This is a genomic window from Salinisphaera sp. (genome assembly GCF_035690525.1).
Taxonomy (GTDB): domain Bacteria; phylum Pseudomonadota; class Gammaproteobacteria; order Nevskiales; family Salinisphaeraceae; genus Salinisphaera.
In genome coordinates this window covers 1-22,459 of the sequence record NZ_DASSKM010000155.1, presented here as the reverse complement: position 1 = coordinate 22,459, position 22,459 = coordinate 1, and the positions used below count along the sequence as shown (strand labels likewise).

Below are 22,459 nucleotides of genomic sequence, written 5' to 3'. Positions count from 1 at the left end.
TTCAGCTCCCGTGTTCCGTCCGGCCACCGGCGCCGTGCATCAACTCGATCAGCCGTTCCTCAGTGATCTCGTCGCCCACACACTCGCCCACACACCTGTTGTCGTAGATCACCAGACACCGGTCGCACAGCGATACCAGTTCCGAGAGCTCGGTCGAATAGAAAAGTGTGCCGATGCCGTTGGCGGCCTGCGCGCGCATCGATTCGTAGATCGCCTCTTTCGTTCCGACATCTACGCCGCGGGTGGGGTCGAACAACAGCAGGCAATGCGCGTTCGAGAACAGTGCCCGCGCGATCAGCGCTTTCTGTTGGTTGCCACCCGATAGATTTTCGATAGAGATATCGAAATATCTGTTTTCCAGAGCCACGGCCCGGGTCACATCGCGAATCGCATCCATTTCGACCGATTTAAAAAGCATCCCGAAACGAGACAGCAGGCCGACGTTGGAAATGGACACATTGGCCTGTGTCTCCATATTCGGGAATAGTCCTTCGTCCTTGCGCTCCTCGGGCACGAAGGCGATTCCGAGTTTACGGCGCCGTTTGGCGGACGAGGTATTGGAAACGTTGCGCCCGGACACCTGAAACGACTTGCTCGTCATCGCCTCGGTCCCGGCCAAGGCCATAAACAACGAACGCTGACCCTGGCCCTCTAAACCCGCCACACCAACAATCTCGCCCGCCTGTACCGTAAGATCTACAGGGCCGAACCCGCCACGCTGCAACCCCGTAACCTGAATCGCCGGCTTTTCCCGGGTTCGTACCGTCTCATCTCCTAGCGAACGGCGCGTTTTACCGGATTCGCTGACGGTCCGTCCGATCATCAGGCGAAACAGCTCACTATCCGGAGTCGCATCCAGTTCAACCGTATCCACGACACGGCCGTTACGAAATACCGTTGCGCGCCGGCATAGTTCGCGGACCTCTTTCAACCGGTGGGTGATGAAAAGTACCGATCCGCCGTCTTCGATCAAGCGGCGAATATGACGATATAGCCAAGAGACATCCGTCAGCGTCGCGGTCGGTTCATCGAGAATGAGCAGGCGCGGATTGCGCGCAAACGCGCGGGCGATTTCCAAGCGCTGCTTGTCTGCGATCGCCAGCGACGCGACCTTTGCCCTTGGATCTATGTCGGTTGCGTCGTAGCGCTCCAGCATTCGGCGCGCCTGTTTCTCGATCTCGCCGAAACTGACAAGACCGAGACGGTTTCTAGGTAGCAATGGCATGCACAAATTCACCGCCACGCTCAAATCCGGCATCAAGCTCAATTCCTGAAATGCGGTGGACACGCCGCGGATGTGTGCGTCCGATAACCGACCGGGGGTATAAGCCTCGCCATCAAAACGGATCGAACCGGAGTCTGGCGTCTCGATGCCGTTGAGAACTTTTACACAGGTGGATTTACCGGCACCGTTTTCCCCGAGAAGCGCGCGAATCTCGCCCTTCTCTACAGAAAAGCTCACGCCGTCCAGCGCCTGTGTCGCACCGAAACGCTTGGCGATCGAATCGATCTCTAGCAATGTGCTCACAGATACATCCTCAATCTCATACTCCCCATTCACCGGGCGAACTGCTGCGGCTCGGCTCGCCCGGTTTACGGTGTAGCCAAGCGGTCGGCCGGTCTCTCTGCGTCTCAATGGGCGGTCCATCCGCCGTCCAGCACCAACGAAGTCCCCGTCATCATGTTTGCCGCGGGCGAGGCGGCATAAAGCACCGCGTTCGCAACGTCATCGACGGTGGCGAGCTGCCGCGTCAGCAGATGAGCCTTCATGTACTGATCGTATTCGTCGGTTTCCAGAAAGGATTGCGTCATTTCGGTTTTGACGAACGTCGGTGCTACCGAAACCACCCGAATAGCCGGCGCCAGTTCGAGCGCCATGCTCTTGGTCATGCCCTCCATCGCGTGCTTGGTCGCACAGTAGACGCTGCGCTTGATCAGTGCGGTATGGCCTGCCTGGGAGGAAAGATTGACGATAACGCCGGTCTTGTCGGCTGCACGCATCCGCCGTGCTGCACTTTGCGCGGCAAAGAAGGCACTCCGGACATTGAGCTCGAGCATCGCGTCAAATGCCTCCCTATCAACCTGGAGGAAATGCTGTGGCTGGTTGCGGCCAGCGTTGTTGATAAATACGTCAGGGACCGGCAAATGCTCAAAGCAGTCTCTCAACGCTTTGATATCTCGAATATCGCAGGGCGCAACGAACGCCTGTTGCCCGGCATCTTCAATCAATGACGCGACTTCGCGCAGATTCGTCTCGGAGCGGGCTATAAGACCCACATCGGCGCCAGCCCGAGCCAATCGCAGTGCGGTCGCCCGACCGATGCCCTTAGACGCACCTGTAACGATCGCCGTCAAGCCGTCGAGGGCGAACGGTGATGATGTTGCATTGGACACGATGGCTCCCATCTCCGGTGATGCGACAACGATGTCGGCTGTGTGGCCGATGGCCCGCCGCAAAGACTGAAGCGCTAAGCGCTCACTCGGCTCGATTCGCCGTCGGCGAGGCATATTTCAGTCACACGCAATCCGTCCTCGCCAATATGGGACGGGAACTCATCCTTGAGCCGTTCTTCGTGTACCGGAATGATTCGCCGTTTGTCGTAGGCAACCCGTTTCATCATCTCTTCGGTTACCAGCACCAGATTGGTCTGACTACCGGTGGCCAGCCCCACGGGCACGTAAATCTTATCGAGACTCACGGCGCTGCCGTCGCCCTCGATGTTCTCGTAGGAGTAGATTAAATCCCCCGCGAGTACCCAGCTGTCGTCCGAGGCGGGCTGCGCATCGTTGCGCACGTTGACGTACATCGAACCAAACGTATGAGTATCGAAGGCCGGGTGCAGATCGATATTCGGCAACACATCTTCCATCGCGCCATCGACGGTGACAAGACGGCCGTCCTTGGCGAGATTGACCGCTTTCACAATATCGTCGGGATCCATGGCGGTCATCATCCATCGCATCCGCTCCGGCAGGGACATCACCCATACCCACTTGGCCACTTCCCGTTCCTGCACATAAAAAGTGGCGTTGGGAAAATCATCGACGTTGCCGAAGTGGTCGAAATGACAGTGCGTCACAAAGACGGTGTCGACGTCTTCCGGCCGAACACCGCATTTAGCCAAAACATCGCGCGGCGAGTGCCAGTTCTCCACGCCGAAGCGATCGGCTAGAGTTTCGCCATAAGCCTTGTGGTTATAGCCCACGTCCACCATCGCGATGTGATTGTTGCCCTTGATCAACGCATAGCAATACGGCAGCTTCTGATAGCCTTGGTTGTGTGCGCCGTAAACAATGCCACTCTTGTGATAATTCGACACGTAGGCGTATTCGCAGATCCAGATTGAATAATCCGACATTTTTGCTCTCCTCCTAGAATCTTTATTGTTTAGTGTTCTGCTTAAGGAACCGATAGCGCACAACAAGAACAATTCAGATCGACCGTATGCAAGCCGATTTCACACACGCTGCCCTGTTTGAACGCCTCGTACGCCTGGCTTAGAACTCGCTCAGCCCTGTGCGTTGAACGCGCAGTAGAGCGGTTCATAGCCAGGACTTCCTTGAGAACCTGGTCAAGCCCGTCCGCCGAAGCCGCTAGCTGGGCATGACTGTTTCGATATTTCTTCGGCGGCACGAGTTGTTTGAGCTGCGACCGGGCCATATCGAGCGTGCGGCGTACGTCGCTCATCCGATCCGACATTTCCAGCTGTATCTTCGTCGAGGCCGAGCGCAGAATCAGAAAGCCGCCGACCTGAACGAATACGCTTTTGATCTCTTCGTACCAGGGATGCATCGCTCTGCCATAACTTATGTCTTTTTCGTCGAGCACCGGGTCCATAACTCAATCTCCTCCAATCGCCCGCCCATAAAACCTGGCTGGTATGGGCGCGCTCGTTTATCGTTGCTCTAGTCTTTAGTCTGTACCTGGCTCAATTTGGCCGAAGAACGGGCAATGAACTGGCCGGGCACTCGCATCAGGTTGTCGTTCTCGATCAGACACCTCGACCGCGAATAGCTTTCGAGCTTCGCCGCCATCATCTCGATCATCCGGTCCACAGGCTGCCGTACGGTCGTGAGGTCGTAAGCCGGCCAACGGGCCGCCGCGATATCGTCGAAACCGACCACCGAGACGTCCTCGGGAATCCGAACCCCGCCTCCGTAGCGCAGAGCGTCCATTACGCCCATCGCGACAATGTCGTTCGCACAAAAAATCGCGTCCATTGAACGATTTTCACGCACGAGACGCAGACCCGCCTGATGTCCGGCTTCGTAGCTATAAGCGCCGGCATTCTCGAGCACACATTCACAGTCGCCCCGCTCCAGCAACATCTCAGTAAAGCCGACTTTTCGATCCCGGTTGGTCGATGTATCCGTGCTACCGGCGATATAAACGAGTTTCCGATGACCGGCATCACTCAGTGTTTTGGCGATCAGCCGGCCAGCATTGACGTTATCGCAAACAATTTTCAGCACCCGCGGATCGTCGATGTACCGGTTGAAAAGTATGATTGGCACATCGTTGCGACGACACAGATCGCATGCGCGCGAGGTCAGCGAAAGCGCTACGAAAATCGCGGCCTTGACTCGATACTGGAACAAGGGCGCGAGCGCATCCTCGGCGCGCGCGCCTTCGAGCACGTTCACCAGCATCACGTTGAGCTTTTGCAGCGACAGACGCTTAGTTAATTTATCGATGACCTCCGGATAGAACGGATTGGTGATATCGCCGACCACCACCGCGACGATATCGCTGCTGTTTTGCGACAGATTCCGCGCGAAGACATTGGTCTGGTAACCGAGCTCTTCCGCAACCGTCCAGACCCGTCGATAAGTCTCTTCGGCAACCGAATTCCGCGATTTCAAAGCCCGCGAAACGGTCGCCACCGAGACGCCGGCTCGAACTGCAACGTCACGTACCGTGGCGCGCTTTTCGGGCCGTTTCCGGTTGCTCATGTTCTTAAAATCACGCATGGCTTATCGAGCCGTCCCTTAGATGCCAAAAGAGGCATCGTATCTTCTGTCAGGAAGTGCATCACCGCTTGCGGCCCACTGCTGTCAGTATCCCCTGGCCCGATCGATCGATTTGGGCTGAATCGCGCACCGCACCGCTCTCAGCTACCGCCGTATTTCCGCACGCGATAATCGGCTTGAGCCTTGTGCCCCGCGAAGTTCTCGATTTCGCAGAGACGCGAGCAATAAGAACCGATCTTCACACTGGCTTCCGGCGTACATTGCTGGTAAGTCACCGTCTTGATGAACTTGCCGACCCATAGCCCTCCAGTGTATTTGGAGGCTTTCTTAGTTGGCAGCGTGTGGTTCGTACCGATAACTTTGTCGCCATAGGCGACATTGGTTTCCGGCCCGAGAAACAGCGACCCGTAATTAGTCATGTTCTCCTTGAAATATTCCGGATCCTCAGTGAGCACCTCGACATGCTCCGATGCAATTTCATCGGCTTCTTTCAATAACTCTTCGCGGCTGTCGACCAGGATGATTTGGCCGTAATCCGCCCACGCCTTACCGGCGACTTCGGCGGTTACCAGATGCTCGAGTTGACGCTTGATTTCGGCCGGCACCTCCTCGGTCAAACGCTTTGACGTCGTCAGCAGCATGGCCGGCGAAGTAGGGCCATGCTCGGCCTGGCCCAGCAGATCCGTCGCGACCATCGCGGCCTCGGCGGAATCGTCGGCGATGACGAGTATTTCAGTCGGCCCCGCGAGCAGGTCGATACCCACCCGGCCGAACAATTGTCGTTTGGCCTCCGCGACAAAAGCGTTGCCGGGGCCAACCAGCATATCAACGCGGTCGATATATTCGGTGCCGAGCGCCATAGCGGCCATCGCCTGAACACCGCCCAGCAGATAAATTTCATCAGCACCGGCGAACGCCATTGCCGCGATCGTCGCCGGTTGCGGTTCACCGTTCATCGGCGGCGTGCACGCAATAACTCGTCGAACGCCAGCCACTTTCGCGGTCAAAATACTCATGTGAGCTGAGGCAACCATCGGGTATCGGCCGCCCGGCACGTAACACCCGACATTGTCCACCGGAATATTGCGATGGCCGAGATAAACACCCGGCTCGGTCTCAACATCGAGATCTTTAAGGCACTCGCGCTGCTTCTCGGCAAATCGTCGGATTTGACCTTGTGCGAATTTGATGTCGTTTATGACCTGATCCGGCAAGCTGTCGATGCAGGCCTGAACCTGCTCATTGGTCAGCTTGAACTGCTCGGGGCTCCAGTTGTCGAACTTGATCGACAAGTCGCGGACCGCCGCATCGCCGCGGGTTTCAATATCCTCAAGCAGCCCCGCGACCGTATCGCGTATTTTTTTATCAGCTTTGCCGGCTTCTTCGACATCAAAACCAGCTTTGACGATTTGTTTCATAAATACTCCTGTTCGCTAAGCCCCTTGCAATCCGACCTAGCCCGGCGCCCGCCGGCTTGGTTGGCGGGCGCCGCAGCTGGAAGCGACTAATCCGAGGGCACCGGAATTGGTTTGACTTTCGTCACCTCGTATTTAGGCTCTGAACAGCCCTTCTCGCTCGACTCGCAGTTAATGCCGACTTCTTCCGGGGCGTATACCACGCCATGCTTACCGATGGGCGGCAAAGGCTGAATTGTGCGTCCCTCGACCGGCTTACCAGTCCGCGCGGCTTCCAGATTAAGCTCCGGCAGCAGCGCCGGATACCCGGTCGCCGCATCCGTCCAGGTCGGCGGCACGACGCCGGACTTGTAGGTATTGCACCCGCCCTTCTGCTCTTTGCCCGGACACAGCTTCACTTGGTCCGACGGTACCCACGGCAGCGGAAATTGAATATCGTGGTGCTTCAGCTTCATCTTGCCTTGCAACACCTCCATCAACAGCTTAAAGGCATACCCAGCGGTCGCCGGCGGGGAGCCGGAGGAAACGCCCTTGAGCCCGGCCTTTTGGTACTTCGGTGTGGCGAACGCCAGCCGAATACCGTTCGTATCCTCGCCGGTGATCACGGGCAGATGGTTCGGGTCGGCGGCCAGGGCCGCTTTGAACACGCCGTACTCACCGAGCTGCGAAGCGATCGCGTCGACATTGGGATGAGCGGCCAGCGCCTGGGCCGTCGCCTTGCGGCTCTTGGCATCGCTCCAATAGCCGTAATACGTATCGACGATGTGAATGCCCGGGTATTTCTTGAAAACGGACATCATGCCGTTGTAATGGCGGGTATCCACGGTGTTGCCGGGCACACCGCGATTGATCATCACGTTACCCTTGCCGCCCAAGAGGTTAACCAGATACTGCGCAGTATTCTCGCCAAATCCCGACGTGATGTAACTCACGTTATAAGCACACGACGCAGTCACTGTGGCGTCGTACATGAAAAACTTGACGCCTTGATGGCAGCCACGCTCGATCACGCGATTGAGCGCCGTGGGCGAGACCGGAAAACTGATGATGGCGTCTGCACCATTGGCGATCATGCTCTGGTAGTCCGAGATTTGCGCCTGTGGGCTCGTGCCAGAAATGATCTCTCGGAGATCGACCAACTTATCGTACGGCGGGGTATTCGCCAACGCCTTGATATCATTCGCAGCAGCCGCCTGCCAGACGTTACCGCTGTAACTCAGACTTAAATAGATCTTATATTTCTTGGCGGACGCTGTACCGCTGACCATTATGGCCAGCAAGAAGACCGCCACCAGCATCAGCGCAACCGACTTATTTTTTATGAACATCATCTCCTCCTCGTCATTTACGTTTGTAACAAATGTAACCGATTACATTTGTTTTCATTTACTCTAGCGCAGCAATCTCAGATTACGAGTTAGCCTTTAGTCGCACTCGGGGCAGGATTCACATCGTGTCGATCCCGCGGCATAGATTAGCCGTCAGTCGAACCGCGACGACCAAAACATTCCGGCCAGGCAAAACTCTGTGAGCATCTTCAAAAATGACAAATGTTTTGGATGCGATCGGCAATAAGCGATCGAACATTTCACGAGAACGGTTTATCCTAGGCTTAGGCGTAGCCTCAACATATTCTCGCGGCCGCCGGCTTTTCCGAGCACCAATGGCTAGCTATAGATTATCGACGGTCGGCTGCTCGCCGATCGCCATTGCCTCTGCGCGCTTGAACGGGCTACCGTGCTGGAGACTATGTCATGAGCGGACAACAAGAAGAACTGGAAATGCGCATCGCCTATCAGGACGATGCGATCGAGCAACTCAGCCGGCAGATGTTCGCGCAATCGCGCGAGATCGAGCGCCTTTCCGAACGCTGTCGTCAGCTCGAGGAGCGCGTGCAGCGCCTGGCCGAAGGCGGGCCCGACCCGGCCTTGGACGAACAACCCCCGCATTACTGACGACACGCCGGCCGACCCCGGCCGGGGTGCGGCCGGCATATCGTCGATTGTGGAGTGGATAGGATCGGCCGGCGCCGCCTGCGGGGCCGGCCGGGTTAAAACTATAGGGTCAGAACTGGATGCGGCCGCCGCCCTGACCACCGCCAAAACCACCCTGGCCCGGCATCTGGATTTTCTGGCTCTGCTGGCGCTGCATTTCCCTGAGTTCGTCGATCGCACTTTCGGCCGCGGCGTTGACCGCTTCCGGGAAATTCTCGATCGCGCCGGCGAGATCATCGGCCTCGAGTTCGAAGGACAGCGGCAGGCTGCCGGCCGGCGTCATCAGGCTGGCCGAGCCTTCATAACGCACCGCGCGCGAATCGTCGTCTTCGCCCGCGGCGGTCACGGGAATCAGCTTGCGGATGCTACCCACCTTGAGATCGGAATACGATTCCTCCCGATACATATTATCGGCATCGATCTTGATCTCGGGCATGTTGGTATCGGCCATTGCTTTGTCCTGTCGCTGGAATTGATGCGGCAAAGGATAACAGCGTCCGCCGATACATCGAACGTGGGGTGCCCGACATCGCCGCTCAGCGCAGAGCCGAAAGCGCCGCGCGGATACGTTTTTGTAGTTCGGTCTTGAACAGGCCGCGCAGCGCGTCCTGCACGCTGTTCTCGTCCGGGCCGGTCGCCATTTCCTGCTGCATCCCTTGGTAAAGCGAACGCGTGGCCGTATCGCCGGAGCCGCCGGCCGGCGTATGCAGCAGACTGGTGGTCGCGGCGGCCGCGATCACGGTGCCGGTGGCATCCTGCGATTCACTGACCAACACCATGATTCGCAGCACCCGCACGCCGGACGGCGGGTTGCCATCCCCCACGCCGATCACGGCCCGGCCGGATTGCGACAGCACTTCGCGCGCCATCGCCGCGATGAGATCGTCGGGGAGCACGGCCTGGCTGGCCTGCGTGCCCACGATGTCGAGATAAAGCGGCCGGCCGCCGGCGGCATCGGCGGCCCGTGCGGGCGCGGCCGAGGCCGCGCCCCGCAGGATCAGACCGGCTATGGCCATAAGCACGATGCGTATTCGCCCATGTAAGCGCACGATCAGCCCGTGTTGCGCATGCCGGCGGCGATGGCGTTGATCGAGCGCAGCACCGGGTCGAGCCAGATCCGGTCGCCGGCTTCCCGATAGCGCGTAAGCGCCGCAATCTGAATATGATTGAGCGGGTCCAGATAAGGCCGGCGGCGATCCAGCGAGGTTTGCAGCACCGGATCGTCATCCAATAGCTGGGCTTCGCCGGTAATCGAAACAATGCCGGCCACGGTGCGCTCGTATTCGGCGCGAATGGCGTCGAAAATATGGGCCTGACCGCTAGCCAACTCGGCATACTCCGACGCGATCGGCATGTCGGCCTTGGACAGCGACATCTGCACGTTGTCGATGATGGTACGGAAATACGGCCATTCCTGGTACAGCCGTTGCTGTGTATCGCTTCCGACGCCGGCCTCGGTCAACGCCGTGCCCAAGCCGAGCCAGCCGGGCAGCGTATGCCGCGCCTGCGCCCACGCGAACCCCCAAGGAATCGCCCGGATGGACGATTTGTCGAGCTTGGCCTTGGACGGACGCGAACCCGGGCGCGAGCCGATGTTCAGCGCGCCGATTTCCGCGGTCGGCGTGGCGGCCTGGAAATAATCGAAAAAGCCCTCGGTATTCTCGGTCAGGTCGCGATAGAAGGTCTCGCCGGCCTTCGACAGTTGGTTGGCGACCTCCGAGTAGTCGGCGTCCGAGGCCTGCGTGCCGCTGGCCTTGAGCGTGCCGGTCACGCCCAGCGTCAGCTCATGCACGGCCGTCTCCGGGTTGCTGTATTTGGCGAAGATCATCTCGCCCTGCTCTGTGAACTTGATCTTCGAGCGCACGGTGCCCGGCGGCTGCGACAGAATCGCCTGATGAGTCGGCCCGCCGCCGCGGCCCACCGTGCCCCCGCGGCCGTGGAACAGCACGCAGTCCACGCCGTGGCGCTCGCACAGGGCGACCGCCTGTTGCTGCGCCCGATAGAGCTGCCAGCGCGAAGTGATGATGCCGCCGTCCTTGCACGAGTCGGAATAGCCGAGCATGACTTCCTGACGCAGCGTCTTGCCCTCGACGCCGGCCTCGACGAAGGCGCGGTAGTGTGTATTGGCCAGCAGCTTGTCCAGTACCGGCTCGATGTGCTCGAGATCGGCCACGGTCTCGAACAGCGGCGCGATGGCCAGTGGCGGCGTGCCCTCGGCGTCCGGCTCGTAGACGCCGGTCAGGCGCATCAGCCAGACCAGAGCCAGCACGTCGGACGCGCTGTGCGTCATCGAGATCACGTAGCTGCCGAAGGCCGCGTTACCCAAAGTCCGCGTGAATTCGCGCACCACGGCCAGGCTTTCCAGCGTGTCCTCGACGTCGGAGGACAGATCCATGCGGCCGAGCGGCGGCGTGTCGTCCCGGGCCAGTTCGCGATCGAGCACGTCGATGCGCCCGGCTTCGTCCAATGACGCGTAGTCGGACTCGATCTTCAGCGCCGCCATGATCTCGTGCACACACACGGTATGACGGGTGGATTCCTCGCGCAGATCCAAGCGCGCGAGATGGAAACCGAACGTTTCGACCAGGTGCTGCCAGCCCTTGATACGATCGTTGGCGATGGCCTCGTCGCCGTGGCCGATCAGCGATTCACGCATGACGCGGATATCGTCGACCAGTTCATCGGCCGACGTATAGGCCAACGGCGGACGCTCGCTACGCTCGGCGCGCAGGCGCAGCTCGGTCTGGATTTGATCGATCATCGCCGATATCCGGCGGCGCATGAGATAGAGCTTGCGCCGGTAAGGCTCGGCCGCGTAACGCTCGGGCCGCATACCGGAATGGGCGGCGATCCGCTGCTCATCGTCTTCCAGACCGGCGAGAAATCTCTGACTGGGGCGGCACCAGCGCGCCGAAAAGGACAGCCGGCTGGAGAGTTCGTCGATCCGGCGCAGATATTCCGACAGGATCTCGCGCGACTGCAGACGCAGCGCATACCGGGTTTCGCGGGCGGTCACATACGGATTGCCGTCGCGATCGCCCCCGATCCAAGTGCCGAAGGTGAGCACCGGCGGCACGTCCACGGTCTGCCCGTAGTGGGTCTTGATCGCCTTTTCGAGTTCGTTGTAGATCTGGGGCACGCTCGAAAACAACGAAGCCCGGAAGTAATACAGCCCGTTACGAATCTCGTCCGCGACCGTCGGGCGCGAACCGCGCAGTTCCTCGGTCTTCCAGAGCACCTGGATATTCTGGCGGATATGCGCCTCGATCTCGGCTTCCTGCTGCGCATCCGGGTTACCGAAAGCCAGTTCGTGGAACCATTCGAAGATTCGGCGCAACCCATCCAGCACCGCGCGCGGTTTGGCCTCGGTCGGGTGCGCGGTGAACACCGGCACGAACGACAGCTCCGACAGGCGCGCCAGCGCCTCGTCGAGCGTCACGCCCTCGGCCGCCATGTCGGCGAACGTGCGATCGAACGAGCCGAGCCAATCCGGCTTGCCCTCGGCGGCCAACCGTCGCCGCGTGCGATGGGCATGGAGTTCCTCGAGCAGATTGGCCAGATTGAAATAGATCGCGAACGCCCGCGTGACCTCGGTCATGGTTTCGGCCGACAAGCCGTCGATCACCGCCATCAGTTCGGCGCGCTGCTCGTCGTCGTCGGCCTCGCGCAGCGAAATAAAGCCGCGCCGCAGGGTTTCGACCGTATCGAAGACTTCCGCGCGCGCCTGCGACTGCAACACGTCGCCGAGCAGCGCGCCAGCGCGCCTTACCTGCGCGCGCAGCTCGCGATCGGCCTCGGCGAGATCGGCCTCACCGGCCGCGGGATGCTTTTCGTTGATCGCGGGATTCATGCGTCTGGCTAATCCGGTTTCATGTATTTGTAGCCCGAGCATAGCAGCGTTCGCGACATAGGCCGCAGCGCACCACCCTCACCGCCCGGCGTCGGGCAGTCATGTAGCATGGGCAGGTCGGTGCGAACCGGCGCTGTCCGACCACGGCCTGAACGCGATGCCCGCCATGCCCGAGCCCATGAATTTTTGCCCGAACTGCGGCGCGCCGATCGAGTTTCGTGTTCCCGAGGGCGACGACCGCAAGCGCAACATCTGCAGCGCGACCGGGGAAATCTTCTACGACAATCCGCGCAACGTGGTGGGCACCCTGGTCGAACGCGACGGCCGTATGCTGATGTGCCGCCGGGAGATCGAGCCGCGCCGGCATTTCTGGACCCTGCCGGCCGGCTTTTTGGAACTCGGCGAGACCAGCGCCGGGGGCGCGGCCCGCGAAACGCTCGAGGAAGCGGGCGTGCAGGTGCGCGCGCCGCGCCTGTTCAATCTGATCGATGTCACCCACATCGGCCAGATTCACATGTTCTTCATCGCGGAAATGGTCGGCGACCACTACGCGCCCGGCCAGGAAAGCAACGACGTGCGTTTTTTCGCCGAAGACGAGATCGCGTGGCCGCAGCTGGCCTTCCCCAGCATTCATCGCACCCTAGAGCGCTACTTCGCCGATCGCGCGGGCGGGCATTTCGGCGTACACGTCGAGTCCCTGGCCGCCGCGGACTGGCATGCCATGGCGCTCGACCGCCGGCCACGAGACGTCGGCTGAAAGCGCGCCGCGAAGCCGTCAGATGATAAACTTGGCGGCTTTCCGTATCCGACTTTCGACCGTTCAAGCGGCGAGGCTGACCATGACCTTCGTTGTCATCGAAAACTGCATCAAATGCAAATACACCGACTGCGTGGAAGTCTGCCCGGTGGACTGCTTCCACGAAGGCCCGAACTTTCTGGCCATCGATCCCGAGGAGTGCATCGACTGCACGCTCTGCGAGCCCGAATGCCCGGTCGAGGCGATCGTCTCCGAGGACGACCTGCCCGAGGATCAGGCCGAATTCCTGCAATTGAACGCGGAACTCGCCGCCGAATGGCCGGTAATCGCCGAAGTCAAAGAGCCGCCGGACGACGCCGATGAATGGGCCGACAAGCCGAACAAGCGTGAGCTGCTCGAGCGTTGATTCACCAGGCGGCGATGCGCTCAATCGTTATCGGCGAGCATGTCCGCGTAGGCGCTTACGCATAGATCACGTGCGTCGATACCGAGTTCGGCCATCAGTCGCTCGGCTTCGCGCCGGCCATCGGCCGGCTGTTCGTGCGCGTCTAGCACGACTTCGAGCTCCACGAAATCGCCGAGACCTTCGACCTGATCGAGATGGATGCGCGTGCGCTCGACCATGTAGAGTTGCCGTGTCTTGATCACACGCGTCCAGCATCCCAGCGCCCGGCTCAGCGTCGCGCGTATCCCGGCCGGATCGTCGGTTTCGCTGCGCGTATACGACGACAGACTCGGCTCGGGCGTATCGGGGCGCTCATAGGCAATCAGCTCGGCCCGCCCGTTGCCGAAATCGCGCAGCTTGAGCCGACCGGTCGCGCAGACGAAGAAACTGTCGTCCTGTCGAAGCTCAACCACCGGCGTGCCGGCCAGCGTCTCGATACGCAACCGGAGCGCGGCACGATCCCGGCACACGGCCTTGATCTCGACGTTCCTCGCCATATCGCTTTCACCCGCGCGGGTGATGATCGGCGTGCAGCGCCTTCAACCGCGCCCGGGCCACGTGCGTATAGATCTGCGTGGTCGACAGATCGGCGTGGCCGAGCAGCATCTGCACCGCGCGCAGATCGGCGCCGTGATTGAGCAGATGGGTGGCGAACGCATGCCGCAGCCCGTGCGGCGAGACGGGTGCTGCGATGCCGGCGGTCGCGGCGTGTGCACGGATACGATGCCAGACGTTCTGGCGCGTCATGCCGGACCGGCGGGCGGTGACGAACAAAATGTCGGATACGCCCGCGCCGAGCAACGCGGCGCGCGCACCCGTCAGGTAGCGCTCGAGCCAGTCCACCGCGGCCTCGCCCAGCGGCACCAGCCGCTCACGCCCGCCCTTGCCGGTCACCCGAATCACACCCTGGCGCGTATTGACCTGGGCGCGGGTCGCCGAAACCAGTTCGGAAACGCGCAGGCCCGCAGCGTACATCAGTTCCAGCATAGCGCGATCGCGCAGACCGAGATCGGTGCCGGTGTCCGGCGCGCGGATCAACGCCTCGACGTCGGCCTCGGTCAATGTTTTCGGCAATCGCCGGCCCTGGACCGGCATCTCGATCAGCGCGGTCGGATCGCTCTCGATCGCGCCCGCGCGCTTCTGGTAGCGGTAGAACTGGCGCAGACTCGACAACAGCCGCGCCGCGCTGCGCGAGCTGGAGTTGTGTGTGTTGCGTAGCGCGAGATAGTCTTGAATATCGTCGGGTCCGGCCGCAAGCAGCCCGTCGCGCTCCGCCTGCCAACGGCCGAACGCGGCCAGATCGTTGCGGTAGGCCGCGAGCGTGGCCTCGGCCAGCCCGCGCTCGGCCCAAAGCCCGTCGAGAAAACGTTCGATCACTTCGGCGGTCGCCGCGTCCACGGCATCGATGGCAGCCATCCGGCCAGCGTATAATCCATGCTCGAACGGCGCCAGCCCGCCGGGTCGCGCCGCTACTTGCCACGCCAACCGCTTTGCTCTCATGGACGATACCGTACGCGCACCGAGTCCGCGCGAGCGCTACGACGCCGATCTGCAGCACCCCGAGTTCATCCACGATCCGGCCCAGGAAAAAGCCGTGGACGCTCTGCAGTCGGTCTACGAGCGCCTGCTGGACAACCCGACCGTCAGCCACGGCCTGTTCGGGCGAAAAAAGGAACGTTCACAAGTTGAAGGGCTGTATCTCTGGGGCGGCGTCGGCCGCGGCAAGACCTATCTGATGGACCGTTTCTTCGAGGCGCTGCCGTTCGAGGACAAGACCCGTCTGCATTTCCATCGCTTCATGGCTAAGGTGCACGACGCGCGCAAGCGCTACGTCAACCAGAGCGACCCGCTGAAAAAGATCGCCGCCGACTGGGCCGCCGACCGCGTGCTGTGCTTTGACGAATTCTTCGTTTCCGACATCGCCGACGCCATGATCCTCTCGCGGTTGACCGAGGAACTGTTCGTCCGCCGCGTCACGCTGGTCGCGACCTCCAATGTTGACCCGGACGATCTATACAAGGACGGGCTCAAGCGCGAGCGTTTTTTGCCGGCGATTGAGCGGCTCAAAGCCAACTGTCGCGTCATGCATCTGGCCGACGGCACCGATTTTCGTCTTGACCATGTGCAAGAATCATCGGTCTACCAGATGCCGCCCGGCGACGACGCCGACGCCGTGCTGGCGCGTTGTTTCGATCGCCTGGCGACTGGTCCGGTGCGCGAGGCCGGCAATGTGAAGGTTCTCGGCCGCAAGCTGCCCACCCGTCGCCGCGCCGACGCCGTCGCCTGGTTCGATTTCGACAGCCTGTGCCGCACACCGCGCTCGGCCAACGACTATATCGAACTGGCCCGCGAATTCAGCGTGATCATGATTTCGGGCGTGCCTGTATTCGGCGATGCCGACGATAACGCCGCGCGGCGCTTCATCAACGCCATCGACGAATTCTACGACCGCCGGGTGAACGTGTTCGTCACCGCCGAGGCCGGCCCGGACGAACTGTATCCCGGCACGGCGCTCGCCTTCGAGTTCGAACGCACCGCCAGCCGGCTGCACGAGATGCGCACGGCCGAGTATATCGGCGCCCCGCATCGCGGCTAAAAGTTTGTAGAAAAAAGAAAAAATAGAAAAATGTAAAACAATATTTTACGTGTAGGTCGGATTAGCGCGCAGCGCGTAATCCGACGCCAAACGGGAGATTCGCAGTCGTATCCTGTCGGATTACGGCTAACGCCTAATCCGACCTACGCAAATTCGTGCGTTTATTGATGTCACGATTATTATTTTTTTCTATACCCTCTAAGACCTGCCGACACAGGCCACTCAGCCGATACGCCGGGCCACGATGAGCACGATCGTGAGTTCGGCGACCACAACATCGTCCTGGTTGCGCAGTGTAAGCGCGAGCGTCACGCGCCCGGTTTCGCCGCCGTCGGGCGCGTCGCAGTCCGCGACGGCGATGTCCGCCCAAAGCCGGTCGTCCGGGTAGACCGGCGCGCGCCAGCGCAGATCGCGTATCGCCTCGCAGCCGCGTGCCGCCAGCGGCCAGTCGGGATTGGCCGTCACCAGCGCCAGCGTCATCGCCACAGTATGCCAGCCCGAGGCCGACAGGCGCTTGAAATAGGTTCGGCTCGCGGCCTCGTCGCTCAAATGGAACGGCTGCGGATCGTAGGCGCGCGCGAACGCCACCACCTCGTCGCGCGTCGCCCCGGTCGGGCCGAGCGTGGCGGTCATGCCGGGCGCGAGATCGTCGAACCCGATCACGCCGACACTCCGCGACGGGCCACGAACGCGTTGGTCGCGAGCCGCGCGACCGCTTCGCCGTGCTGGTTCGAAAGCGTCACGCGCTGTTTGACGAGCCCCATCTCCGGCCGGCTCTCGAGCGGCCGCAGCGACAACATCTCGGTCGACAGGTAAAGCACATCGCCGGCGTAGGCCGGAACCGGCCAGTCGATATGATCGACGCCGGGCGAGCCGAGCGACGCCATGCCGGACAGCGCATGATCGACCAGCAACCGCATGGCGATACAGCACAGCAAATGGCCGGGCGCGGCCCCGGGTTCGGCGCCGGCGACCGCGGGTACCGCGAAACGGGCGCCGAAGTCCGCGATCTCGTCCGCGCTCAGTTCGTGGCGACCGTAGCGATGCGTTTCGCCCGCCGCCATGTCCTCCCAATAGCGCATGGCCCTCTCGTCGGATTCGCGTAATCCGAAGCATGCCACGTCCGGCGCCGGCATGCGCCGAAAGCCGTGTAGACGGACGGCGACGGCGCGATACAGTCTGGCGCAGCCATTTGTCTCCAGGCCCGGGAGATCCCCGGGAGCGCCCGTGTTATCGACGATGATGGACCGTCCGCTGCTGCTCGATACGTTCATGGAGCGCGCCGCGACCGAGTTCGGCGAGATCGGGATCGTCAGCCGGCGCCCGGACAAGACCCTGCATCGCCACACCTACGCCGACATGGTTGCGCGCGCCAAGCGCCTGGCGGCCGCGCTCGTGGATTTGGGTATCGCGCCCGGCGATCGCGTGGCCACGCTGTCGTGGAACCACTATGCGCATCTGGAGGCATATTTCGGTATTCCGGCCATGGGCGGCGTCTGCCATATGGTCAACATCCGGTTGGCGCCCGAGGATATCGCCTGGATCATCAACCACGCCGGCGATCGGGTGTTGATCGTCGACGACGTCCTGCTGCCGCTCTACCGCCGGTTCGCCGACGCGATCGATGTCGAACGGGTGATTGTCGTGCCGCTAACCGGCGAGCCGGTCCCCGACGATCTCGCCGATTACGAGCGTGTGCTCGCCCAAGCGCGCGACGATTTCGTCTATCCCGAAAAGAGCGAATACGACGCTTGCGGCATGTGTTACACCTCGGGCACCACCGGCCGCCCGAAAGGCGTGACCTATTCCCACCGCTCGACCGTGCTGCACGCGCTGACCGGCTCGCTGCCGGATAACTTGAATCTGTCCTACAACGACACCGTGCTGCCGGTGGTGCCGATGTTTCATGTCAACGCCTGGGGCCTGCCCTATATGGCGACCATGACCGGGGCGAAGCAGGTCCTTCCCGGCCCGCATCTGGATGCCGAGAGCCTGCTCGATCTGTACGCGGCCGAGAACGTGAATGTCTCGGCCGGCGTGCCGACCATCTGGATGGGCATTCTCAACGCGCTCGACGCCGAACCCGAGCGCTGGGCTCTACGCGCCGATCTGCGGATGACCGTGGGCGGCTCGGCGGCGCCGGAATCCATGCTGCGCCGCTTCGACGCGCATGGGCTGACCGTGATTCAGGCCTGGGGCATGACCGAGACCTCGCCAATGGGCACTACCGGCCGGCTCAAGCCGGCGATCCGGGCGATGGACAGCGACACCCAGTACGCGAAGCGCGCCACCGTGGGCACGAGCGTGCCGTTGGTGGATATCCGCATCGTCGACGCCGACGGCCAAGTCGCTTCCCGGGACGGCGAATCGATGGGCGAACTCCAGATCCGCGGGCCGTGGATCGCGGGCGGCTACTACGGGCTGGACAACAGCGACGACAATTTCACCGCCGACGGCTGGCTGCGTACCGGCGATATCGCGACCATGGATGGCGACGGCTATATCGATATCACCGATCGCACCAAGGACGTGATCAAGTCCGGCGGCGAATGGATCTCGTCGGTCCATCTGGAAAACGAGATCATGGGCCATCCGGACGTGGCCGAGGCGGCGGTGATCGCGCGGGCGGACGAACGCTGGGGCGAGCGTCCGCTGGCAGCGGTGGTGCCGCGAGACGGGGGCGAGTTCGATCCCGGATCGTTGCGCGCGTTTCTGCTCGAACGCATGCCGAAATGGATGGTGCCGGAGGATATCGTGGTCGTAGCGGCTATTCCGCGCACCGCGACCGGCAAGTTCAGCAAGCGCGATCTGCGCGCTCAACTCGGCCACGCCAAGCCGGGCTGAAAATCGGCCCGCGTCGGGGCTATTCACCTGCTAGACAGGCGTTCGCGCTCAATCTAGCGCTGGTATCGTGATCGTCGCGAACACGCGCTTCGACAGTTGTCCCGGATAAAAACTTCGCCGGGCGCGGCGCTGCTGCGATTACGCTACGCTGAGCCCGCCGGGCGCGCACAGGCCCGCCCGGCGAAGTTGCCAACCCGACCCAGAGCGTATCGATGGGCGTATCGATGTTGCGTACGAGGGTGATGCCTTGCCCCGTCTGACCACGGTTCTCGTTTCGCTGCTGATCGCGGCGCTGGTCTATTTCACCCTGATCGCCGGGTTCGACGGTCAGCATACGTGGGCGGCCATGCGCCGCCTCGACTGGCTCGGCTGGATCGCCATCCTGAGCCTGTCGCTGTTCAATTACGCGCTGCGATTCGCCCGCTGGCACGGCTATCTGCGTTGGCTGGGGCACTATCTGCCGGTCGGTCACCATGTGCTGATCTATCTCTCGGGCTTTGCCCTCACCACCACGCCCGGCAAGGCGGGCGAAGGCGTACGCGCGGTCTATCTGGCGCGCCGCCGGGTGCCCTATGCGCATACCGTCGCCGCCCTGTTCGCCGAGCGGCTGCTCGATTTGTTGTCGATTCTCGTGCTGTCGCTGCTGGCGATCGCTTCGTTCACCGGCTACATCTATTGGGTGCTCGTGCCGCTGGCGGTGATCGTGGCCATGTTCTGGACCATGCATCGACGCAGTCTGCTCAAGGCCGCCCAGCGGCGGCTCAAGAACCCGCAAACGCTCGTGGCGCGCGTGTTGCGCCTATTCGTGCACGCCTGGGAGCGGGCGTTCGTGCTGCTGGCCTGGAAGCCGCTGCTCGGCGGCCTGGCGCTGGGCTGTCTGGCCTGGACCGCCGAGGGCGTGTCGGTGTACCTGATTGCCGGCAAATTGGGCCTTGCGGTGGCGCTGCCGCTGGCCATCGGCATCTATTCCACCAGCATTCTGATCGGCGCGCTGTCGTTCGTGCCCGGCGGGCTCGGCAGCACGGAAGCGGTCATGGCGCTGCTGCTCAAGCTTTCCGGCGTGGCCGGCGGCATGGCGATCAGCGTGACCCTGATCGCCCGGATCGCGACGCTGTGGTTCGCGGTGGCCATCGGACTGCTCTGCCTCGGCTGGCTGGAACTGGGTCATCGCCGAAAACAAATACAACCCGGACAGGAAGATAGTCTATGACGCAAGGCCGCGATGTCGCGCTCGTCGTCGATCTCGACGGCACGCTGGTGCACACCGATCTGCTGATCGAGTCGGCCTTCGTGCTGGCCCGTGAGCGGCCGCACAATCTCTTGCGCCTGCCGGGCTGGCTCAGACGCGGCAAGGCGAGGCTCAAGGACGAAATCGCCGCCCGCGCCGAACTCGACGTGGCGCACCTGCCCTACAACCGCGAGCTACTGGATTTTCTTACCCAGGAGAAACGCCTCGGCCGGCGCATCGTGCTGGCCACGGCGGCCAATCATCGCTATGCGCATCAGGTCGCCCACCATCTCGAACTGTTCGACGATGTGCTGGCCAGCGATGCCCATACCAATCTGTCGGGCGAGGATAAACTGGCCGCCGTTCGCGAGCTGCTCGACGACGCGCCGTTCGACTACGCCGCGGATCATGACGACGACCGGGCGATCTGGGCCGCCGCCCGCGAGACCATTCTGGTCGGCGCCACGGCATCCACCGATCGCTGGGCCACGAGCGAAACGCGGGTCGCTCGCCGCATCGAACGCGAACCCGGCGGCGCGCGTACCTGGATCAAGGCGATGCGTCTTTATCAGTGGTCCAAGAACGTGCTCATCTTCGTGCCGCTGCTGGCCAGCCACGATTTACTCGACGGCCGCACGCTGGTCGCCGCCGTGCTGGCGTTCATCGCTTACGGCGCGCTCGCTTCCAGCGTGTATCTGCTCAACGATCTGGTCGATCTGGCCGACGACCGGCGGCACCCGAACAAACGCCACCGCCCGTTCGCCAGCGGTACCCTGCCGGTGGCCCACGGCGTGGCCGCGATTCCGATCCTGTTATTGATCGCGGCGGTGATCGCGGTCTTTCTGCCGCCGCTGTTCGGCGCGGTGCTCGCGACGTATTACGTCGTCACGCTCGCCTATTCCATGGGCCTGAAGCGGGTCGCGCTGATCGATGTGCTCACCCTCGCCATCCTGTATACGCTGCGCCTGATCGCCGGCGGCGCCGCGACCGGCATTCCGTTGTCGTTCTGGCTGCTGGCGCTGTCGATGTCGCTGTTTTTGAGCCTGGCCATGGCCAAGCGCTGCGCCGAGCTGACGCTGGTCCAGTCCGGCCAAACCAGCGGCGGCGGGCGCGGTTACGCCGCCTTCGATATCGATGCGCTGAAAAGCCTGGGCACCGCCGCCGGCTATGCCAGCGTCGTGGTGCTAGCGCTGTACATCAACAGCCCGGACATTACCGAGAACTATCGCCACCCGGTGTTCATCTGGCTGCTGTGTCCGGTCGTGCTTTACTGGATCAGCCGGATCTGGCTCAAGACCATGCGCGGCGAGATGACCGACGACCCGATCGTGTTCGCCGCGCGCGACACCGGCAGCCGGATTTGTATCGCGGTCGGCGCCGCGATCGTGGTGGCCGCCGCGCTATGACGCGAACCGACAGCCATCCGTCCTGGGGCCGTATTCCCGTCAGCACGCCGGCGCGCGTCCTGCGCCCGACAGCCGGCCGCCCGCCGCTGCCGGCGCCCGATGCCCGACCGGTGCTCGGCTACGGCAACGGCCGCAGCTACGGCGATGTAGCGCTCAACAACGGCGCAACGCTGATCGATGTCCGCGGGTTGGACCATTTCCTGGCGTTCGACCCCCACACCGGGATCGTCGAATGCGAGCCCGGCGTGCTGCTGGCCGACATCCTGCGGCTGGCCGTGCCCCAAGGCTGGTTCGTGCCCGTCACCCCGGGGACCCAGTTCGTGACCGTGGCCGGCGCGATCGCCAACGACGTGCACGGCAAGAACCACCACGTCGCCGGCACTTTCGGGCGGCATGTGCTCGACTTCGATCTGATGGCCGGCGACGGCACCACGCGTACCTGTAGCCTGCGCACGAACACCGAATTGTTCGCCGCCACCGTGGGCGGCCTCGGCCTGACCGGCCTGATCACGCGCGTGCGTATGCAACTCAAGCGCGTGACCGGCGCGTTCATGGATGTCGATACGCATCGCTTCGACAACCTGCGCGCGTTCTTCGATCTCTCGGCCGCCTCGGAAACCGACTACGAGTACACCGTGGCCTGGGTCGATTGCAGCGCCACCGGCGACAAACTCGGCCGCGGCTGGTTCATGCGCGCCAACCATCGGCCGGCGATGGGCCAGCCCAACGCCCCCGGGCCGAAAGCCGGGCCGAACTTCGCGTTCACGCCGCCGTTCTCGCTGATGAACCCGACCACGCTCGGGCCGCTGAACCGGCTGTATTTTCATCGCAAGCGACGCCGGCATTTTCGCTCCACTCAGCACTATCAGCCGTATTTCTATCCGCTGGACGGCATCCGCAACTGGAACCGGGCGTACGGCCCGGCCGGTTTCTATCAGTACCAGTGCGTGGTG

General features: G+C 62.2%; 22 protein-coding genes and 1 pseudogene. 8 read left to right on the top strand and 15 right to left on the bottom strand.

Going from position 1 to position 22,459, the window contains the following annotated elements:
* Nucleotide 1: 1 nt before the first annotated feature.
* From VFJ08_RS11845 to VFJ08_RS11815, 8 genes and pseudogenes are all read right to left on the bottom strand, one after another.
* The gene (locus tag VFJ08_RS11845; RefSeq protein WP_324997421.1) at nt 2–1,528 is read right to left on the bottom strand and encodes a sugar ABC transporter ATP-binding protein; all 1,527 of its coding nucleotides are present in this window, start codon (nt 1,526–1,528) and stop codon (nt 2–4) included.
* A gap of 104 nt (nt 1,529–1,632) precedes the next feature.
* The gene (locus VFJ08_RS11840) at nt 1,633–2,394 is read right to left on the bottom strand and encodes an SDR family oxidoreductase (protein WP_324997420.1); all 762 of its coding nucleotides are present in this window, start codon (nt 2,392–2,394) and stop codon (nt 1,633–1,635) included.
* A gap of 74 nt (nt 2,395–2,468) precedes the next feature.
* The gene (locus tag VFJ08_RS11835) at nt 2,469–3,359 is read right to left on the bottom strand and encodes an N-acyl homoserine lactonase family protein (protein WP_324997419.1); all 891 of its coding nucleotides are present in this window, start codon (nt 3,357–3,359) and stop codon (nt 2,469–2,471) included.
* 41 nt (nt 3,360–3,400) lie between these two features.
* Nucleotides 3,401–3,838, bottom strand: a complete 438-nt coding sequence (locus VFJ08_RS11830) for a hypothetical protein (protein WP_324997418.1) — start codon at nt 3,836–3,838, stop codon at nt 3,401–3,403.
* A gap of 68 nt (nt 3,839–3,906) precedes the next feature.
* Complete coding sequence (locus VFJ08_RS11825) at nt 3,907–4,737, bottom strand: substrate-binding domain-containing protein (protein ID WP_324997417.1); 831 nt, start codon at nt 4,735–4,737, stop codon at nt 3,907–3,909.
* Between the two features lie 57 nt (nt 4,738–4,794).
* Nucleotides 4,795–4,953, bottom strand: a pseudogene (locus VFJ08_RS15860) (LacI family DNA-binding transcriptional regulator); the annotation flags it as partial.
* Between the two features lie 158 nt (nt 4,954–5,111).
* Complete coding sequence (gene hisD, locus VFJ08_RS11820; protein WP_324997416.1) at nt 5,112–6,389, bottom strand: histidinol dehydrogenase; 1,278 nt, start codon at nt 6,387–6,389, stop codon at nt 5,112–5,114.
* Nucleotides 6,390–6,475: 86 nt separating this feature from the next.
* A complete protein-coding gene (locus VFJ08_RS11815) occupies nt 6,476–7,714 on the bottom strand; it encodes a sugar ABC transporter substrate-binding protein (RefSeq protein ID WP_324997415.1) in 1,239 nt (412 codons plus the stop codon).
* A gap of 426 nt (nt 7,715–8,140) precedes the next feature.
* Here VFJ08_RS11815 and VFJ08_RS11810 point away from each other — a divergent pair, with 426 nt between their 5' ends.
* A complete protein-coding gene (locus VFJ08_RS11810; protein ID WP_324997414.1) occupies nt 8,141–8,341 on the top strand; it encodes a SlyX family protein in 201 nt (66 codons plus the stop codon).
* 109 nt (nt 8,342–8,450) lie between these two features.
* Here VFJ08_RS11810 and VFJ08_RS11805 read toward each other — a convergent pair whose 3' ends face one another.
* The 3 genes from VFJ08_RS11805 to ppc all read right to left on the bottom strand — a co-directional run bounded on the left by VFJ08_RS11805 (nt 8,451) and on the right by ppc (nt 12,230).
* A complete protein-coding gene (locus VFJ08_RS11805; protein WP_324997413.1) occupies nt 8,451–8,831 on the bottom strand; it encodes a hypothetical protein in 381 nt (126 codons plus the stop codon).
* An 85-nt stretch (nt 8,832–8,916) separates the two neighbouring features.
* Nucleotides 8,917–9,396, bottom strand: coding sequence for a hypothetical protein (locus VFJ08_RS11800; RefSeq protein WP_324997412.1), 480 nt, complete (start codon nt 9,394–9,396; stop codon nt 8,917–8,919).
* Between the two features lie 35 nt (nt 9,397–9,431).
* Entirely contained in the window at nt 9,432–12,230 is a 2,799-nt protein-coding gene (gene ppc / locus VFJ08_RS11795; RefSeq protein ID WP_324997411.1) for a phosphoenolpyruvate carboxylase, read from the bottom strand.
* Nucleotides 12,231–12,408: 178 nt separating this feature from the next.
* On the opposite strand from ppc, the gene VFJ08_RS11790 reads away from it, so the two are divergent.
* The gene (locus VFJ08_RS11790) at nt 12,409–12,987 is read left to right on the top strand and encodes an NUDIX hydrolase (RefSeq protein WP_349257000.1); all 579 of its coding nucleotides are present in this window, start codon (nt 12,409–12,411) and stop codon (nt 12,985–12,987) included.
* 82 nt (nt 12,988–13,069) lie between these two features.
* Nucleotides 13,070–13,393 (top strand): ferredoxin FdxA, encoded by a 324-nt coding sequence (fdxA, locus tag VFJ08_RS11785; RefSeq protein ID WP_324997409.1) that lies wholly within the window; start codon nt 13,070–13,072, stop codon nt 13,391–13,393.
* A gap of 20 nt (nt 13,394–13,413) precedes the next feature.
* On the opposite strand, the gene VFJ08_RS11780 is transcribed toward fdxA, so the two are convergent.
* Nucleotides 13,414–13,929, bottom strand: coding sequence for a class IV adenylate cyclase (locus tag VFJ08_RS11780; RefSeq protein ID WP_324997408.1), 516 nt, complete (start codon nt 13,927–13,929; stop codon nt 13,414–13,416).
* A 7-nt stretch (nt 13,930–13,936) separates the two neighbouring features.
* Nucleotides 13,937–14,848, bottom strand: a complete 912-nt coding sequence (xerD, locus tag VFJ08_RS11775; protein ID WP_324997407.1) for a site-specific tyrosine recombinase XerD — start codon at nt 14,846–14,848, stop codon at nt 13,937–13,939.
* Between the two features lie 82 nt (nt 14,849–14,930).
* On the opposite strand from xerD, the gene zapE reads away from it, so the two are divergent.
* Complete coding sequence (zapE, locus tag VFJ08_RS11770) at nt 14,931–16,028, top strand: cell division protein ZapE (protein WP_324997406.1); 1,098 nt, start codon at nt 14,931–14,933, stop codon at nt 16,026–16,028.
* A 222-nt stretch (nt 16,029–16,250) separates the two neighbouring features.
* Here zapE and VFJ08_RS11765 read toward each other — a convergent pair whose 3' ends face one another.
* On the bottom strand, nt 16,251–16,691 hold the full coding sequence (locus VFJ08_RS11765; RefSeq protein WP_324997405.1) for a MaoC/PaaZ C-terminal domain-containing protein: 441 nt from the start codon (nt 16,689–16,691) through the stop codon (nt 16,251–16,253).
* Nucleotides 16,688–17,110 carry a dehydratase gene (locus VFJ08_RS11760; RefSeq protein ID WP_324997404.1) on the bottom strand — a complete coding sequence of 141 codons (423 nt, stop codon included), beginning with the start codon at nt 17,108–17,110 and terminating at the stop codon, nt 16,688–16,690. Before VFJ08_RS11760 ends, VFJ08_RS11765 begins: the two co-directional genes overlap by 4 nt.
* Before the next feature lie 145 nt (nt 17,111–17,255).
* On the opposite strand from VFJ08_RS11760, the gene VFJ08_RS11755 reads away from it, so the two are divergent.
* The 4 genes from VFJ08_RS11755 to VFJ08_RS11740 all read left to right on the top strand — a co-directional run.
* Nucleotides 17,256–18,872, top strand: a complete 1,617-nt coding sequence (locus VFJ08_RS11755) for a long-chain fatty acid--CoA ligase (RefSeq protein WP_324997403.1) — start codon at nt 17,256–17,258, stop codon at nt 18,870–18,872.
* Between the two features lie 247 nt (nt 18,873–19,119).
* Entirely contained in the window at nt 19,120–20,082 is a 963-nt protein-coding gene (locus VFJ08_RS11750) for a lysylphosphatidylglycerol synthase transmembrane domain-containing protein (RefSeq protein WP_324997402.1), read from the top strand.
* Nucleotides 20,079–21,506: a UbiA family prenyltransferase gene (locus VFJ08_RS11745; protein WP_324997401.1), complete on the top strand. Its 1,428-nt coding sequence runs from the start codon at nt 20,079–20,081 to the stop codon at nt 21,504–21,506. Before VFJ08_RS11750 ends, VFJ08_RS11745 begins: the two co-directional genes overlap by 4 nt.
* Nucleotides 21,503–22,459, top strand: a 957-nt coding sequence (locus VFJ08_RS11740) for an FAD-binding oxidoreductase (protein ID WP_324997400.1), incomplete at its 3' end; no start/stop codon positions are given. The genes VFJ08_RS11745 and VFJ08_RS11740, both read left to right, overlap by 4 nt.

Coding starts and splice junctions, on each gene's coding strand:
- VFJ08_RS11805 (WP_324997413.1), bottom strand. CDS start 8,831: ATGGCCGATACCAACATGCCCGAGATCAAGATCGATGCCGATAATATG.
- VFJ08_RS11830 (WP_324997418.1), bottom strand. CDS start 3,838: ATGGACCCGGTGCTCGACGAAAAAGACATAAGTTATGGCAGAGCGATG.
- ppc (WP_324997411.1), bottom strand. CDS start 12,230: ATGAATCCCGCGATCAACGAAAAGCATCCCGCGGCCGGTGAGGCCGAT.
- hisD (WP_324997416.1), bottom strand. CDS start 6,389: ATGAAACAAATCGTCAAAGCTGGTTTTGATGTCGAAGAAGCCGGCAAA.
- VFJ08_RS11780 (WP_324997408.1), bottom strand. CDS start 13,929: ATGGCGAGGAACGTCGAGATCAAGGCCGTGTGCCGGGATCGTGCCGCG.
- VFJ08_RS11835 (WP_324997419.1), bottom strand. CDS start 3,359: ATGTCGGATTATTCAATCTGGATCTGCGAATACGCCTACGTGTCGAAT.
- VFJ08_RS11760 (WP_324997404.1), bottom strand. CDS start 17,110: ATGCGCTATTGGGAGGACATGGCGGCGGGCGAAACGCATCGCTACGGT.
- VFJ08_RS11815 (WP_324997415.1), bottom strand. CDS start 7,714: ATGTTCATAAAAAATAAGTCGGTTGCGCTGATGCTGGTGGCGGTCTTC.
- zapE (WP_324997406.1), top strand. CDS start 14,931: ATGGACGATACCGTACGCGCACCGAGTCCGCGCGAGCGCTACGACGCC.
- VFJ08_RS11800 (WP_324997412.1), bottom strand. CDS start 9,396: ATGGCCATAGCCGGTCTGATCCTGCGGGGCGCGGCCTCGGCCGCGCCC.
- VFJ08_RS11790 (WP_349257000.1), top strand. CDS start 12,409: ATGAATTTTTGCCCGAACTGCGGCGCGCCGATCGAGTTTCGTGTTCCC.
- VFJ08_RS11745 (WP_324997401.1), top strand. CDS start 20,079: ATGACGCAAGGCCGCGATGTCGCGCTCGTCGTCGATCTCGACGGCACG.
- xerD (WP_324997407.1), bottom strand. CDS start 14,848: ATGGCTGCCATCGATGCCGTGGACGCGGCGACCGCCGAAGTGATCGAA.
- fdxA (WP_324997409.1), top strand. CDS start 13,070: ATGACCTTCGTTGTCATCGAAAACTGCATCAAATGCAAATACACCGAC.
- VFJ08_RS11810 (WP_324997414.1), top strand. CDS start 8,141: ATGAGCGGACAACAAGAAGAACTGGAAATGCGCATCGCCTATCAGGAC.